The organism is Paenibacillus sp. FSL R7-0048, from assembly GCF_038004505.1.
Classification (GTDB): domain Bacteria; phylum Bacillota; class Bacilli; order Paenibacillales; family Paenibacillaceae; genus Paenibacillus_AQ; species Paenibacillus_AQ odorifer.
In genome coordinates this window covers 6,853,205-6,868,558 of sequence record NZ_JBBORF010000001.1, presented here as the reverse complement: position 1 = coordinate 6,868,558, position 15,354 = coordinate 6,853,205, and the positions used below count along the sequence as shown (strand labels likewise).

Sequence of the window (15,354 nt, the reverse complement as noted above, 5' to 3'; positions counted from 1 at the left end):
GTTTCGGACTCCAGCGACGCTATCGCTTAGAAAAAGGTGTGTTTATGGTGGTTTTCATGCTGATAGCGACTATGGGGTCCTTTAGCACTCCAAATGTGGGAAAAAGCCGCGTATAAGGTCAGCTGTGTCCGATAGCGTGCTCGCTCTCTTACTTATAAATGCTACCCGACCAAACGTACGCTGATCTTAGTCTGGTTTGCTCAAATAAAGGGGGTGCCAACAGCCATTTCGTGGCATCGGTGGTGCTGCCTTTCGCTATAAATCTCTAGTGGGTGGCCTAATGGCCACTCTTTTTTAACTAGACATAAGATTAGCAGACTAAATCATGGAAGAGGATTCTACTAAATGATACAATTATTGTAATTACATAAAGTAGTAATATTTCACATTATTGATTAGTTACTAGAAAGGGGACTGAGATATGGGTTTAGCTGACGATCCGGTCATAGCGATTTCAGGTTTATGGATGAACTATACAGACCGAATGGTGCTAAAGGGAATTGATCTTAAGGTATATAGAGGACAAATTATTGGTTATATCGGCCCTAACGGGGCAGGCAAGAGTACAACGGTGAAGATTATGCTCGGTCTGGTAGAAGGATATAACGGTAAAGTGGAGATTTTCGGTAAGGATATTGCCGATGGAGATGTTTCTTACAAGAAACGTATAGGTTATGTGCCGGAGGTAGCCGAATTATATGATAGCCTCACTGCAAGAGAGTATCTAACCTTTGTTGGCGAGCTGTATGGGCTAGGTCGTGCGGAGGCGGACTACAAGGCCAAAAAATTAACTACACTGTTAGGTTTGGAGAAGTCTTACGATATGCGGATTTCTTCGTTCTCAAAAGGGATGAAGCAAAAGGTGCTGCTTATATCCAGCATGCTGCATGACCCTGATATTTTATTCCTGGATGAACCGCTGAGTGGTTTGGATGCTAATAGCGTGATGATAGTGAAGGAGATTTTTGCATCGCTGGCGGCACGGGGGAAGACCATTTTTTACTCCTCACATATCATGGATGTGGTTGAGAAAATCAGCAGCCGGATCATTTTGATTGATGGCGGGGATATTGTGGCGGACGGAAGTTTTGCAGAGCTGAAGGAGAAAGGCCGTGAAGGGACGCTTGAAGATATTTTCAATCAATTAACCGGATTTGATAAATACCGTGATATCGCTGGTGAATTTGTTGCGGTCATGCAGGAGCAAGAGGTATCCTCTTATGACTGATTTCTTCGTGCTGAGGCTGTTGGATAAGCTGCGGGGTGCCTTTATAAGATTTGGAGTCGATTACGACACCATGCGGAGTATTTTACAGATCAAACTGACCATGGACGGAAGAAGAACGCCTACAGCGCTTGCAGGTATGCAGAAAAAGGAGAACGCTAAAGAAGGTTCACCCTTGCGATTACAGTGGATTTATTTACTATTTGGTTTAATATTAATTCCGCTAACGCTATCCAACGATCACTATATGCTGCAAATGAGCTTAACCTTTGGGATCATTATGTTTTTTGTCTCCACAACCCTGATCTCTGACTTTTCTTCAGTAATGCTTGATTTACGTGATAAAAATATTCTTTTTTCCAAACCCGTCAACCGTACTACCTTAAATATGGCCAAAACCATCCACGTTCTCCTCTACTTAGGGACAGTTACATTGTCGATCACTGGTCCATCTTTGGTATTTAGCCTATTTAAGCAGGGGATCGCTTTTTTTCTGATGTATGCGGTGACAATTGTCTTGTTAGACTGTTTTATCCTCGTAATAACTGCACTGCTCTACCTGATGATCATGCGGTTTTTTGATGGGGAGAAGCTCAAGGATATTATAAATTATACGCAAATCCTTTTGACGATCGGAATAATGGTGGGCTATCAATTCATCTCCCGGTTGTTCAACCTCACTGAGCTTGGCGCTGCTTATCATCCTGCTTGGTGGCAGTACTTTATTTTTCCGGTTTGGTTCGCGGCTCCGTTTGAACTGTTGCTTGGTGGAGCTAGAGAACCCTATTACTTCATTCTTTCAATGCTGGCTTTGATAATCCCACTTGTACTGATCGCAGCCTATATTAAGCTGATGCCGCAGTTTGAACGGAATTTGCAAAAGCTGGCGGAGCAAGGCTCCGGTGGAAAAGACAAGGGCCAGATCGCAGAGTGGCTCTCCCGCAGAGTATGCAAGGAACCGGCAGAGGGGATTTTCTTTCGGTTTACTTGGTCCATGATGAAGAATGAGCGCGATTTTAAGCTGAAGGTCTATCCTGCACTTGGCTTTTCTATCGCATTCCCGTTTATTTTTATATTTGGTATATTGCAGAATAGTTATGATGGTTCCCTTAAAGGTTCAAAAGTGTACTTGTTAATCTATTTCTGCACGATGTTAATGCAGACTGTAATACAGATGCTACGCTACTCTACAAGTTATAAAGGAGCTTGGATTTATAGGCTGATTCCTTTACCCGATAGCACGCCTATTTACCGTGGGATGCTTAAGGCGGCACTGCTACGGCTAGTCTTGCCTTTATTTGCTGTAGATGCGGTATTGTTCATTCTGTTGTTCGGTGTGCACATTGTACCTGATTTAGTAGTGGTATTATTCGCCATGCTGATTTTCTCAGTCATCTGCTTTCGTGTTTATCCCCGGAGCTTACCTTTTTCAGAGCGTTATGAGGCAGCCAAACAAAAGGATTACACTGGAGTCGCCTTCATGCTTATGTTTTTGCTGATGGGGATGGCGGGTATTCATTATGTCTTCACTTTATTTACCGGAGGAATTTACATCTATCTGTTAGTTCTGGTAGTTTTGAATCAATGGTTATGGCGAAAGACCTTCCCCAAAACCCCATCAACCACAGGTCACATATCCAACTTTTCGGGGTGAGCGAATGCGTCAAATATGGACATTTTTTGCCGACATAAAAAAAGGGTATAAATTCCAGTATTTTCTTAGACAATCGGCTGAATACAAGGTAGAATACATCTAAAGTTGCTTTTCAGGGATAACCTATAATCTTTACGCACTCTTCCATTTATCTGATATTCGTGTACTGATTTTTTACTTGAGAAATACGCTGCAGCGATTACGGTATTCAAAACCGGTGAAGAGGTTAACTAATGGATAAAATGGGAATCCACTATAACGTTTGGATTGTTTTACTATCATTTGCGCTAGCGGCGACTGCAGCTTATTCCGCGCTGAATCTGATCTCGCAAGTCCCTCGTTCGTTTGGGAAAGTTCGTCGCTTATGGTTAATATCGGGGGCATGTGTACTCGGCAGTGGCATATGGTCGATACATTATGTAGGGATTATGGCGAGCCGTTTTCCTTTTAGCGTGAATTATTATCCAGGCAGGGCTGTATTATCGTTATTGGTTGGTGTGTTGTGCTGCTATTCGGCATTCCGGATTACGTTTGTGCCACGTTTAAGAAAAAGTTGTTTAATAGTTAGTGGTGTTCTTCTAGGCAGCGGAATTTCGGCTATGCATTATATCGGAATGTCCTCCATGAAGATCGCAGCGGAGATTCATTATGAGATATGGACTCAGACATGTGCTGTAATCCTCGTTATGCTCTCGTCTTTTATCGGATTATTTCTATTTCACAAGTTTAAAGACTATGTGGGTTTTAACCGCTGGAAGTTATACTCTGCTCTCTTTATCGGATTTTCGGTGACTGGATTGCATTATACGAGTGTAAGGGCGACTCATTTTGAATATAACGGTCTACTAGGCAATACAACTTTTTTTATGGAGACTGATGTTATTCTTTTAATGGGAGTATCCTTGGTAACGCTATTTATGCTTGCGATTTCTGGTGGTGCTGTATTTCTGGACCGGCATGTGCTGGAACGGATGGCTTATTATGATCCGCTAACCGATCTTCCGAACAGGCATGGCCTGGTACGTTATTTTAAAGATGAATTTTTCGGGAGTAGATCTGGCGCCGTATTTTTTGTGGATCTGGATCGGTTTAAGTCGATTAATGATACGCTTGGACATGATATAGGGGACTTGTTACTGCGAGAGGTCGCTATAAGATTAAGACGCTCTGTAGGAAGTAAGGGCAAGGTCTTTCGTTTGGGCGGAGATGAATTCCTGATCGCTCTTCCAGATTGTACTGTGGAGGATGCGCAAGAGGAAGCAGAGCACATTTTATATGAGCTTAAGAAATATTACAGTATTCAAGGTAATGAGCTATATGTTACTGCAAGCGTGGGGATCAGTATGACCCCTATGCATGGAACTGACCGCTCAGCGTTAATGAAGGCGGCCGATACAGCTCTTTATACCTCTAAGGATTCGGGTAAGAATAAATTCAGTGTGTTCGATCAGGAGATGAACCGCCATCAGCTGCGACGGATGTCGCTGGAGAAGGATCTTCGTAAAGCGCTGGCACGCTCCGAGTTTATGGTTGTGTACCAGCCAAAATGGGATTCGTATATGAACGTTACCGTTGGTCTTGAAGCACTGCTGCGTTGGCGGCACCCTGAACATGGGATAATCTCCCCGGCTGAATTCATTCCCATTGCAGAGGAAACGGGACTGATTGTCCCGATTACCTATTGGATGCTGCATGATGTATGCAGCCAGAACATGCTTTGGCATAAGGAAGAGATAGCAAATGTCGCAGTCTCTATTAATATGTCAGCACGGATGTTTGAGGGCGGGGGCTTATACGATGTTGTAGAAGAAGCACTCACACGTTCAGGTCTAGAGCCGCATTTCCTTGAACTGGAGATTACAGAGTCCATTGCGATGAATAACATGGAAGAGACGGTTGCGCAGCTCTCCAGACTTCGGGCACTTGGGGTAAGGGTATCACTGGATGACTTTGGGACAGGCTTTTCATCCCTTGGTAATTTAGACGAGATTCCAGTTAACACACTCAAGATTGATCAAGTGTTTATTCGTAAGAGCAAGATGCATTCCAAGAAAGCCATTATCAGTAATATCATTGCGATTGCCACCAATCTTAATATGGAGGTCGTGGCGGAAGGTGTGGAGACACCAGAGCAGATTGAGCTGCTGCAATCCTTAGGCTGCAGAGTGATGCAGGGTTATTATTATGGGCGGCCAATGCCGGTGCATGAGCTGGGCCAGTGGTTTATAGCGAATACAGCAGTATCGTAGCAGATGATCTCAATACATAGAATAAGGGGCTAGCGTCTAAGCAGAATATCTCTGCTTGGATGCTAGCCCCTTTGCTATTAAGAAACCTTAAATCGTTCAATCAGAATTTGCAGCTTCTCAGCTAGGGAGGACAGGAAAGCTGCTGCAGACTCAACTTCCTCCATTGCGGCAAGCTGTTCTTCTGAGGAAGCGGATAATGTCTCTGCACTGCTGGCTGTCTGATTAGCGACATTTACGATATTCTGAAGGGTTGTAACGAGACGGTCGGAGATCAGCGAAAGCTGGCGAACCGTTCCTGAGATCTGCTGGCTTTGTGAGGCCATTCCCGAGACAGACATTTCAATCTCCGAGAAGGACTGGCCTGCCGTGGCAATCATTTCTCTGCCGTGCTCCATCTCTTCTGTAGAGCGTTTCATAGTTTCTCCTGCCTGATCCATCTGGTTTACGATGATGTTGACCAGTTGGCCAATTTGCGCAGCGGAATGGGCTGAGCGCTCAGCAAGCTTACGTACGGAATGGGCAACGACCGCAAACCCTCTTCCCTCTTCTCCAGCTCTTGCGGCTTCAATCGCTGCATTCAGGGACAGGAGATTGGTTTCTTCTGCGATGCTGGCAATAGTACCCACGATATTTTCAATTTCTTTGGAATAACCACCCAAGGTTTCAATAATGAGTGCTAGGTCGGTAATACTGTCACTTACGACTCTCATCTGCTGTGTGGTGGAATCCATTGCCTCACGGCCTGTACGTGCTTTATTAGCGTTGCTGACCGCATTATTCATTGCGTTATCTGCATTGCCTGCAATCTCTGTGATGAAACGAGACAGGTCTTGTACAGACTTATATTCACCCTCCATATTCTGCAGCTGTGAATTCGCGGTATCGGCAAGTTCAATCGTAACATTGACGCTATATTCACCGGCCCGGTTGGTTTCCTGCGCACTGGCGGAGAGCTCTTCGGAAGAGGAGGCTACCTGCATGGAGGTCTCATTGACCTCGGTAATAAGTAAGCGCAGGCTTTGGGTCATGTCATTGAAATTACGGGCTAATGTACCAATCTCATCCTTGCTGTTGAATAAAATAGGATTATGAGTAAGGTCGCCCTGTGCAACAAGGTTGACCCCTTTGGACAGCTTCGTTAACGGACTAATCATTCGGCGGATTAACAGATAAGCTGCCACAATAGCTATAACCAGAATGGAAGCACCGATAATAAAAGGCTGAACAATGATATCTTGAGTTCGGTCTTGAATTATGGAGCCATCGAAATTAATAGCCATCAGCGCAACTATAGGTTTAGATGGATCATGATCCTGATAGATGGGGCCGTAACCTGTCTTAAGTGAGGTACCTTCGTATGTATAAACCTTGGAGTAGGAGGAATGCTTGGACTCAGTGATATGTTGCTTAACTTCAGCTGGGAAATAAAAAGTATCGCCTGCTTTATAACCTCTAGCCTGGAAGCTTGAATCTGCGGCAAGTACTTTTCCGTCTAAGGATAAGATGAATGCCTCTTTAAAAATAGCTTTATGTGCTACAATCCAACCGATTCGATCCTCTACAGCCTCCAGTTTACTTTGATCGCCTGCCAACAATGCGGAAATGTCTGCTGGGTCAATCAGGCCGGTTGTAATATTAGCGCATCCTACCAATTCGATACCTGCGGCTTCGTCTACTTGCTTATAAGCTGTACGGTATCCGAAAAACCCGATGGATGATCCTACAAGAAGTAAGACGACGAACATCATCCAAGTTAATTTAGTTGCTAATTTCATTCTTCGCACCAACCTTGACAAATTATGTTCTCAGTGATAATAGCTCTCACCTCTACGATTATATCGTATTGATATGCTTATAACCTTACATGGAATATAGTATTTCTGTGTCGGAAATTGGAGAATGGTGGAAGTTTTCGCTTTCCATCATGCTTTCAATGGTTTAGTAGACAAAACCATTGAATCATAGCCAGTTCTAATGGTACGCTTGAGTTATTAAAAACGGATTGGGGTTGAACAAATATGCCACATCAAATAGATCCGTTAATAGATCGTCTAGGACTATCCATGTGGAGAGTACAGCGTAAGATTATGTCTCAAATGTCTTTGCACAAAGAACTCGGACTTACGGTGCCACAGATGGGTCTGTTAAATATGATAGCGAAAGAAAAGAAGTCGCGGGTGGTACAGCTGGCAGAATGTATGGAGGTCAAATCCAGTGCGGTGACGGTGATGCTGGACCGTTTGGAGGTGCTGGGTTATATCAAACGTGAGCCGGATGGGAAGGATCGGAGAGCGGTTGTAGTGACGATCACCGAAAAAGGTCAGCAGGTGCTCGAAGAAGGACATTTCCGGTCCAAAGAACTGCTGGCGGAGCATTTATCCATACTGAAGCCCGAAGAACTACGCAACTTTGCAGAGTATTACCGTATGATCGAGGACCAGGAGCGTTAGTCAGCTAAGCTTCGGAATGGATATCTTTATAAAAACAGCAGAGCAGCGGTTCTCCTTATTGGAGAATCGCTGCTCTGCTGTTTTTGTTCGTTGGCTACCTACGCCCTGTAATTTATTGTTTAGGTTGTTTGTCAGGCAACTGAGTGATATAGCTGTGGGAAAGCTGTAAAAGCCTCAAGGCACGGTTATATTCGTCTTCAGTGGCACTCGGCGTTGTTCCATTGTTATAAATAGAGTACTGAGTGTTATCTTCAAAGCTGTTACCAGGAATAAGCAATCCTGAGCTGGCAATGAATGAACCAGAAGGTAAATAATATCGTTCTGGCAGCAAATTATAAGTCTGACTGAGTAGATCTTGACCAAAATATACGTTATTCTCTAATGAAATCCCAAGCAGACTGGCTGCGGTTGGCATGATATCTACTTCCCCGCCTACTTCGTCAATGGTCTGCGATGCTACGCCAGCACCTGCATGAATAAGCAGAGGGATGTTCATCATATCCGCATAACTGTATTCATGACCATAGATTTCAGTCATCAATTCTTTATCATCATGATCGAGGGAATAAATCGGCAATCCCATATGATCTCCATAAATCATGATTACACTATTGTCCCAGACACCATTTGCTTTTAGCTCTTCTACAAAATGTCCAAAAGCATCATCCGCATAGTTCTGGGAACGGATATAGTCACCAACAAAAGTACCTTCATAACGCTCCGGCAGCTTCATGCGGTATTTTTCTTCCGGAATAGTAAAAGGGTGATGCGCTGACATTGAAATGACTTGAGCGTAAAAAGGCTGCTCCTGTTGGTCCATTTCTTTTAGTTTATCGGCTGTCTTACTGTAGAGCGTATCATCAGAAGCTCCAAAGAAGAAGACATCATCTTCACCAAAAAATTTGCGGTCATAATAATGATCGAAGCCGAGGGAGTCATACAGCTCGCCGCGGTTCCAGAATTCTACGACATTGGTGTGGAAGGTTGCTGTCTGATATCCATTTTCTTTAAGCACGCGTGGCAGACTTGGAAGTACCTTATCCACATAAGACATCGTTGCCGCTCCACGTGGAGGGATGTAGAAGGAAGTGTTAACTACGAACTCTGCATCCGACGTATTCCCTTGGCCAACCATTTGATAGAAATTAGGGAAGTAAAGACTGTCCTTCATTACCTTGTTCAGGTTCGGTGTAATTTCTTGACCGTCTAATTTAAGTCCCAGCAAGAAATTCTGGAAAGATTCCATTTGAAGAATAATAAGGTTCTTGCCTTTAGCGATGCCTTGAAGTGGAGAACTAGCCGCAGTATTAATCCCCTTCAATTTGTTGATGGCATCCTGTGTAATGTCACTTGAATCGACTAGCTCAGGCTCTTCTTTAGCGAAGATCGTATAAGCTTCATAATTAAGAATTCCCATTTCTTGAGCTTTCTTAATTTCGTTCATACTGGCCTTATTAGGCAAGATGTTGAACAAACATAAAGCAAGTGAGACTGCAAACAGAACACTATACTTAAGTTTTCCGCCACGGCGGTGGTTGATATTCTCTTTCTTATAGACCCGGCCTTTTTTATTAAAGAAGAAATAGACGCCAAGAATAATGATGTCTGTAAAAATCAGCAGGTAGTATGGATCCATTAGTGAGAATACGCTGTTGCTGACGGCAGTGACTTGATTCACCTGCTCCGCTGCATGGTAAGTCACAATAACACCGTAATATTTAAAATACATAATGGCTGCGAAGAAAATGGCTGTCACTAATAAATTTACGGTCATGTAATATCCGAGCTTGCGCTTGGAACCAAAACGTTCAATGATACAGAAGAGCGCCCAAGCAAAGGGGATTTCAGTTAATAATGATTTCCAGGGCAATATATCGTCAAAGATTACGCCCCATGCCAAGAAAGCTTTTAGAATAAAAATTATTGTGAAAAACACAAAAGGTTTAACGATCCACTGTTTAAAGTTAAAGGATGACACAGCTTCGCCTTCTTTCTACATGATAAAACGCCATTTCCCGGCTAGGAAGAAATAGCGCCCAGACAAAATAATTCCATAGTAATTAAATTTATTATGCAGGGCTGGCTATAGAATGTCAAAAATCGAGAACCTAAGTATAAGCTTAGTGGAGCGCGTAAAGTTGAACACAAAGGGTTGAAGCTGACGCTCCTGCTCTCATGCAGGGTTATACAACGAATTCAGGACTAAAATGGCAATTGGGAACAAAAAGGATATATGGATAATAAAAGGAGGTGATGCTGGATGAGCTCTACAGTAGCTTTATCAGTTAGAACTCTCGTTGAATATGTTTTTCGCAGCGGAAGCATTGAACCTGGCTTTCATGGAACGGGCGCTATGGTCGAAGGCACAAGAATTCATCAGAAGATCCAAAAGCAATATAAGGAAGGTGACCGCAAGGAGGTTTATTTGAAAACGGAGATTCCTTATGGAAACCTGCTTTATGTTGTAGATGGGCGTTGTGATGGATTGCTTGTCTCGGAGGATGGGAGCTTTACGGTCGAAGAAATCAAATCAACCTCCGGACTCCTGGATTTACTGGATGAAGGACATGAGGTTCATTGGGCACAGGCGCTGATGTACGCATATATGTTGGCTCTGGAGCAAGAGCTTTCTTCTATTCAGGTTAAGCTTACCTATGTCCACCGGGCTACTGATGAGCAAAAAAGCTTGTACCGAACGTTGTCTTTTGAAGAACTGATTTCATTTGTGAATGACACAGTGGCTAGATATGCTCCATACGCTGAGATGATGGTTCGTCATGATGCTAAGAAGGAGCAGAGTCTTCGGGAGTTGAGCTTTCCGTTCTCCTCTTATCGAAAGGGACAACGTCATTTTGCAGGAGCTGTATACAAGTCCGTCGTGGAAAAGGTCAGTCTGTTCGCTCAAGCCCCCACAGGTATCGGGAAAACAATGTCGACGTTGTTCCCTGTCCTTAAAGCGATGGGCGAAGGACAAGCTAAAGGATTGTTCTATTTAACGGCAAAGACGGTTACCCGTTTTGCCGCGCAGGAAGCGATCTCGCTGTTGCTAACGCAGGGTCTTCAGCTGCATGTCATCACACTTACCGCTAAAGAGAAGGCCTGTTTTCGCGAAGAGGGGATATGTGGTAAGGATTCCTGTCCTTATACGGATGGTTATTATGACCGGATCAACGAGGCATTAATGGATCTGTTAGAGCATGAGACGCTGATGAGCAGAGACACCCTTGCACTGTATGCTCACAAACACAAAGTGTGCCCATTTGAGTTCTCGTTGGATGCAGCCTATGCCTGTGATGCTGTGATCTGCGATTACAATTATATATATGATCCTCGCATCAGTCTGAAACGGCTAACAGAGGAAAGAAAGAGAGAAACGGTACTTCTAGTAGATGAAGCACATAATCTGGTAGACCGGGGACGGGAGATGTTCTCCGCCTCTTTGCTGAAAGCCCCTTTCCTGGAAATCCAGCGCCAATATAAAGAAATGAACCGGAATTTGAGTACAGCCGCTAAATCGGTGAATGCTTTTTTCATCTCCCTTCGCAAAATTTGCAATGAAGAGGGGCAAGGGCAGTGGGACTCGTTCCCGGAGGAACTGCCGGCTTTGCTTGAGATATTTTCTTTGGAGGCGGAACAGGAGCTTATTCACCCGAGCTCCAGTATTGTCTCACTGAATGGGGAAGGAGAAGGGGAAAATGTCCTCTTGGATACCTATTTTGCAGTTCAGGGCATGCTCCGCACCTTTAAGACCTATGATGAACGCTACATTACCTATGCGGAGGTTCGTAGAGGGGATGTCTATCTCAAGCTATTCAATTTGGATCCCTCGCATCTGCTACGGCAGATGTCCAAGAGCTTTCGCAGTCAGATCCTGTTCTCAGCTACACTTTCTCCATTATCTTACTACCGGGATATGATTGGTGCAGCGGAGGAAGATTACAGTTTAACCGTGTCTTCCCCTTTTCAGAAAGAGCAGTGGGAAGTAACCGTCTTACCTGTCTCCACACGTTATCATGACCGGGAAGCCTCCCTAGTTCCGTTGACTAAAGCACTGAGCCAAATGGTCTCTAAAAAGGGCAACTATCTGGTGTTTTTTCCTTCGTACCTCTATTTGCAAAACGTATATCAGGCCTTTACGGAGTATTACCCTGAAATCCGGACATTGATGCAGGATACTGGCATGAGCGAGCAAGCTAGAGAAAGTTTTTTAGCCGCATTTAGTCCAGATAATGACGAGACGTTATTGGGATTTGCTGTACTTGGAGGGATTTTTTCAGAAGGTGTGGATCTGCCAGGGGATCGCCTCAATGGGGTTATGGTTGTTGGCGTTGGCCTGCCACAGCTTGGTCTTGAACGCAATCTGCTGCGTCAATATTTTAATGCCAGAGGAAAAAATGGCTTTGATTATGCCTATGTCTATCCGGGAATGTGTAAGGTACTCCAAGCCGGAGGCAGGTTGATTCGCAGCGAGACGGATACGGGCATTATCGTGTTGGCGGATGACCGTTTTTTGCAGAGTCCATATATGCATTTGCTTCCCGAAGAATGGAGAGATTATCTTATACGCTCATAAGAGGTTATAATCTACGAAAGGGTATTCATAATCAATCGGCAGGAGGAAATAATATGACAATAAAAGTGGGTATTGTGGGTACAGGTTGGTTCTCTAAGGTACATGCTGATTTGCTGGCAGGGATGGCTGATGTCCAGTTGCAGGCAGTCTGTGGAAGCAGTAAAGCCAAAGGCGAAGATATGGCACGTCCATATGGAGCTGCTGGATATGGTGATATTACAGAGATGTTGGATGCGGAGAAGCTTGATGCTGTTTATATCTGTGTGCCTCCACAATCTCATGGTGCGATTGAACGTTCATTAATCAAGAGGGATATTCCTTTTTTTATAGAAAAGCCGCTTAGTATGACTACTGAAATTCCTGCCAGCTTGCTGCAAGATATTAAAGAACATAATTTATTGACCTCGGTAGGCTACCATTTCCGCTATCAAGAGAATGTTAAACGGCTCAAGGAAACACTACGTGGTGACAAGATCGGTATGGTCATGGGCCAGTGGATGGGCGGCATGCCGGGCGTAGCTTGGTGGCGTGATCAGGAGCAATCCGGAGGACAGTTCACCGAGCAAACCACTCATATCGTCGATTTGGTGCGTTATCTGGCAGGAGAGGTAAAAGAAGTATACGGCATGTTCGGAAATCGAATTATGCATGAGCAGCATGAAGGTGTGAGTGTAGCCGATGTAGGTACCGTATCTCTGAAGCTTGAGAATGGAATCATAGCTAATATTTCAAATACATGTGTGCTGCCTGATCCGGTAGGAAGTGTAGGTCTTAGTTTCTATAATGATCGGGGATTGCTGGACTGGAACCCGGATCGTCTCTTGGAAGTGCGAAGTGGCAATAGCACCGAATTTGAAAACACAGGAAATCCATATTTAGTGGAAAGTGAAGCTTTTCTGTATGCTGTACGGACAGGAGATCGTTCGCGTATTCTCAGTGACTATGAGGATGGATTCAAGACGCTTAAAGTAACTTGTGCGGCTTACGAGTCCGCACAAAGTGGACTTCCGGTTAAATTCTAAGTTTGGATTCTTAAAAAAAGGACATGCCACCTTAGATGTGCTAAAGAGACATGTCCTTGGCTCAAGCTGGGTTAGCCTAGTGGAGGAATATTGCGAATAAAGCTGGCGCCACACCTATGGATAACAGCGCGGACAGAATCATCGCAATACTGGAGATGGTTCCGGTCAGTGAACTAAGCTCGAAGGCCTTGGATGTTCCTGTACCATGCGCAGCGGTTCCCAGCGATACACCACGCGCGATTTCATTGTCAATGCGGAAGATGCGGAGTACTGTAGGGCCCATCATTGTACCGAGTATCCCGGTAATGATGACGAAGACTGCAGTAATACTCGGTACACCGCCGATACTTTGCGAGATGCTCATAGCGATCGGTGTAGTCACCGAACGTGGAACCAGACTGGCTGCCAGATCGCCGCTGACATGCAGCCATTTGGCGAGCAGAATGGAAGAGATCACCGCTGTTATCGTCCCTGACAGCACGCCTGCCGCAATTTCGGCGGCGTGCTTTTTGAGCACCTTGAAGTTTTTATGCAAAGGGATTGCAAAGGCCATAGTTGCCGGTTGCAGCAAATCCGTCAGCCATTTGCCTCCCGCATTGTAAGAATCATAAGTAATGCCTGTGATGAGTAAGAAGATAATCATAAGCACTGGTGTAATGATCAATGGAGAGGTGTACACTTTGCCACTAGAAGCATAAATGCGTTTCGCCAGTAGATATACAGCAACCGTAAGACCGAAGAATAATAGAGCGTTTAACATGATCCTTTCCGCTCCTTTGCTTTGTAAATTCTACTGGTAAGTAATCCGGAACTGGCCATTACAACAATCGTACCCAAAATGACCACCGCGAGGATTCGTAAACCATCAGTTTCCAGAATATTGGCGTATTTCATTACGCCGATAGCAGATGGAATAAAGAACAGCAAGAGCTCAGCCAGTAGCCAAGAAGCACCAACTTCAACCCAATTCAGATGAATGACACCAAACTCAAGCAGAAGAAACAATATAATCATTCCGAATATGCTTCCGGGAATAGGGATATGCAAAAATGGGGTTACAGCATTGATTAGTAATGAGAATAGGGTGAGTCCCGCTACCTGCAGCAAGCCTATAATAATCTTTTTCATAAGGCTTCGCTCCTTTCATGATAATGAAAGTTTACATCAATTGTTTTCATAGGTAAAATGAATAGATTGAATAAATGACATTCCTTTTGTCTATGGATCGGAGGTTGGAAAATGGATATCCGACAATTAGAATATTTCGTCCAAGCAGCACGAATGAAAAGCTTTACTCGGGCTGCCGAATCCTTATATATTTCACAACCTACGATCAGTAAAATGATCCGGAATATGGAGATCGAGCTGGAGGCTGATTTGTTTTACCGTGAAGGGAAAAGTGTCCGGCTTACAGATGCGGGGGAAATTCTGTTCACCAAAGCGCAAAATATCGTGGAGTCGTTCGCCAGCTTGTCTTCTGAGCTGGATAGCTTACGAAATTTGGAGCAGGGCCACATCCGCATCGGTCTGCCTCCAATGGTAGGAGCGAGCTTTTTTCCTTCGGTGATTGGTCAATTTCATAAACGTTATCCGCAGGTTACTATTCGTCTGCATGAGGATGGCGCGAAAAAAGTGGAGGAAGATGTAGAAACGGGCTTGTTGGATATCGGAATGGTTGTGCTGCCTGTAAATACAGCCAAACTTCATTGCTTCACCTTTGTTGAAGAGAAGCTGAATCTTATTTTACCTGTTGGACATAGATTGGCCGAGGCAGACCTTGTTCCGTTAAGTGAACTAGCCGAAGAGGAGTTTGTGCTGTTCCGGGAGGATTTTACGCTGCATGATCGGATTATTACGGAATGTGTGAAGGCGGGATTTCAGCCTAAGGTTATCTATGAGAGCTCCCAATGGGACTTAATTAGCCGTATGGTGGCTGCCGGAATGGGAATCGCATTGCTGCCAGAAACCATTTGCCGGGATATGGATCGTTCACGATTGGTCGTTGTGCCTTTGACGGATCCGGTAATTCCGTGGCAGCTTGCTATGGCGTGGCGTAGAGACCGTTATTTATCTTTTGCGGCACGCGAATGGATTGCTTTTGCAAAGGGACTTTTGCGAGAACAGTATCCAAATGAGCTCCCTGACGAACTTGCGGAGGACTCTGAATAAGTAGTAATTCCG

General features: G+C 44.5%; 11 protein-coding genes. 7 read left to right on the top strand and 4 right to left on the bottom strand.

The annotated features are described in order from the left end of the window. Positions 1-421: 421 nt before the first annotated feature. The 3 genes from NSQ91_RS30390 (at position 422) to NSQ91_RS30380 (ending at position 5,128) form a co-directional block, all read left to right on the top strand. Entirely contained in the window at positions 422-1,228 is an 807-nt protein-coding gene (locus NSQ91_RS30390) for an ABC transporter ATP-binding protein (RefSeq protein ID WP_036682032.1), read from the top strand. Beyond that, on the top strand, positions 1,221-2,879 hold the full coding sequence (locus tag NSQ91_RS30385; RefSeq protein ID WP_339245347.1) for a hypothetical protein: 1,659 nt from the start codon (positions 1,221-1,223) through the stop codon (positions 2,877-2,879). The genes NSQ91_RS30390 and NSQ91_RS30385 overlap by 8 nt, the downstream gene beginning before the upstream one ends. Before the next feature lie 233 nt (positions 2,880-3,112). Then, positions 3,113-5,128 carry a bifunctional diguanylate cyclase/phosphodiesterase gene (locus NSQ91_RS30380; RefSeq protein WP_038573706.1) on the top strand — a complete coding sequence of 672 codons (2,016 nt, stop codon included), beginning with the start codon at positions 3,113-3,115 and terminating at the stop codon, positions 5,126-5,128. A 77-nt stretch (positions 5,129-5,205) separates the two neighbouring features. Here the strand turns inward: NSQ91_RS30380 and NSQ91_RS30375 are convergent, their stop codons facing one another. After that, positions 5,206-6,903, bottom strand: coding sequence for a methyl-accepting chemotaxis protein (locus NSQ91_RS30375; protein WP_076303575.1), 1,698 nt, complete (start codon positions 6,901-6,903; stop codon positions 5,206-5,208). 243 nt (positions 6,904-7,146) lie between these two features. Here NSQ91_RS30375 and NSQ91_RS30370 point away from each other — a divergent pair, with 243 nt between their 5' ends. After that, entirely contained in the window at positions 7,147-7,578 is a 432-nt protein-coding gene (locus tag NSQ91_RS30370) for a MarR family winged helix-turn-helix transcriptional regulator (RefSeq protein WP_081383619.1), read from the top strand. Positions 7,579-7,690: 112 nt separating this feature from the next. Here NSQ91_RS30370 and NSQ91_RS30365 read toward each other — a convergent pair whose 3' ends face one another. Further along, positions 7,691-9,556, bottom strand: coding sequence for an LTA synthase family protein (locus NSQ91_RS30365; protein ID WP_076124004.1), 1,866 nt, complete (start codon positions 9,554-9,556; stop codon positions 7,691-7,693). 282 nt (positions 9,557-9,838) lie between these two features. Here NSQ91_RS30365 and NSQ91_RS30360 point away from each other — a divergent pair, with 282 nt between their 5' ends. Then, a complete protein-coding gene (locus NSQ91_RS30360; RefSeq protein ID WP_340921149.1) occupies positions 9,839-12,151 on the top strand; it encodes a helicase C-terminal domain-containing protein in 2,313 nt (770 codons plus the stop codon). A gap of 53 nt (positions 12,152-12,204) precedes the next feature. Then, entirely contained in the window at positions 12,205-13,173 is a 969-nt protein-coding gene (locus tag NSQ91_RS30355) for a Gfo/Idh/MocA family protein (protein WP_076182005.1), read from the top strand. Positions 13,174-13,249: 76 nt separating this feature from the next. Here NSQ91_RS30355 and NSQ91_RS30350 read toward each other — a convergent pair whose 3' ends face one another. After that, on the bottom strand, positions 13,250-13,933 hold the full coding sequence (locus tag NSQ91_RS30350; protein WP_076301462.1) for a CidB/LrgB family autolysis modulator: 684 nt from the start codon (positions 13,931-13,933) through the stop codon (positions 13,250-13,252). Continuing rightward, on the bottom strand, positions 13,927-14,301 hold the full coding sequence (locus NSQ91_RS30345) for a CidA/LrgA family protein (RefSeq protein ID WP_340921146.1): 375 nt from the start codon (positions 14,299-14,301) through the stop codon (positions 13,927-13,929). The genes NSQ91_RS30350 and NSQ91_RS30345 overlap by 7 nt, the downstream gene beginning before the upstream one ends. Positions 14,302-14,412: 111 nt before the next feature. Between NSQ91_RS30345 and cidR the strand changes: the two genes are divergently transcribed. After that, positions 14,413-15,342 carry a cidABC operon transcriptional activator CidR gene (gene cidR / locus NSQ91_RS30340; RefSeq protein WP_076278300.1) on the top strand — a complete coding sequence of 310 codons (930 nt, stop codon included), beginning with the start codon at positions 14,413-14,415 and terminating at the stop codon, positions 15,340-15,342. Positions 15,343-15,354 lie beyond the last annotated feature (12 nt).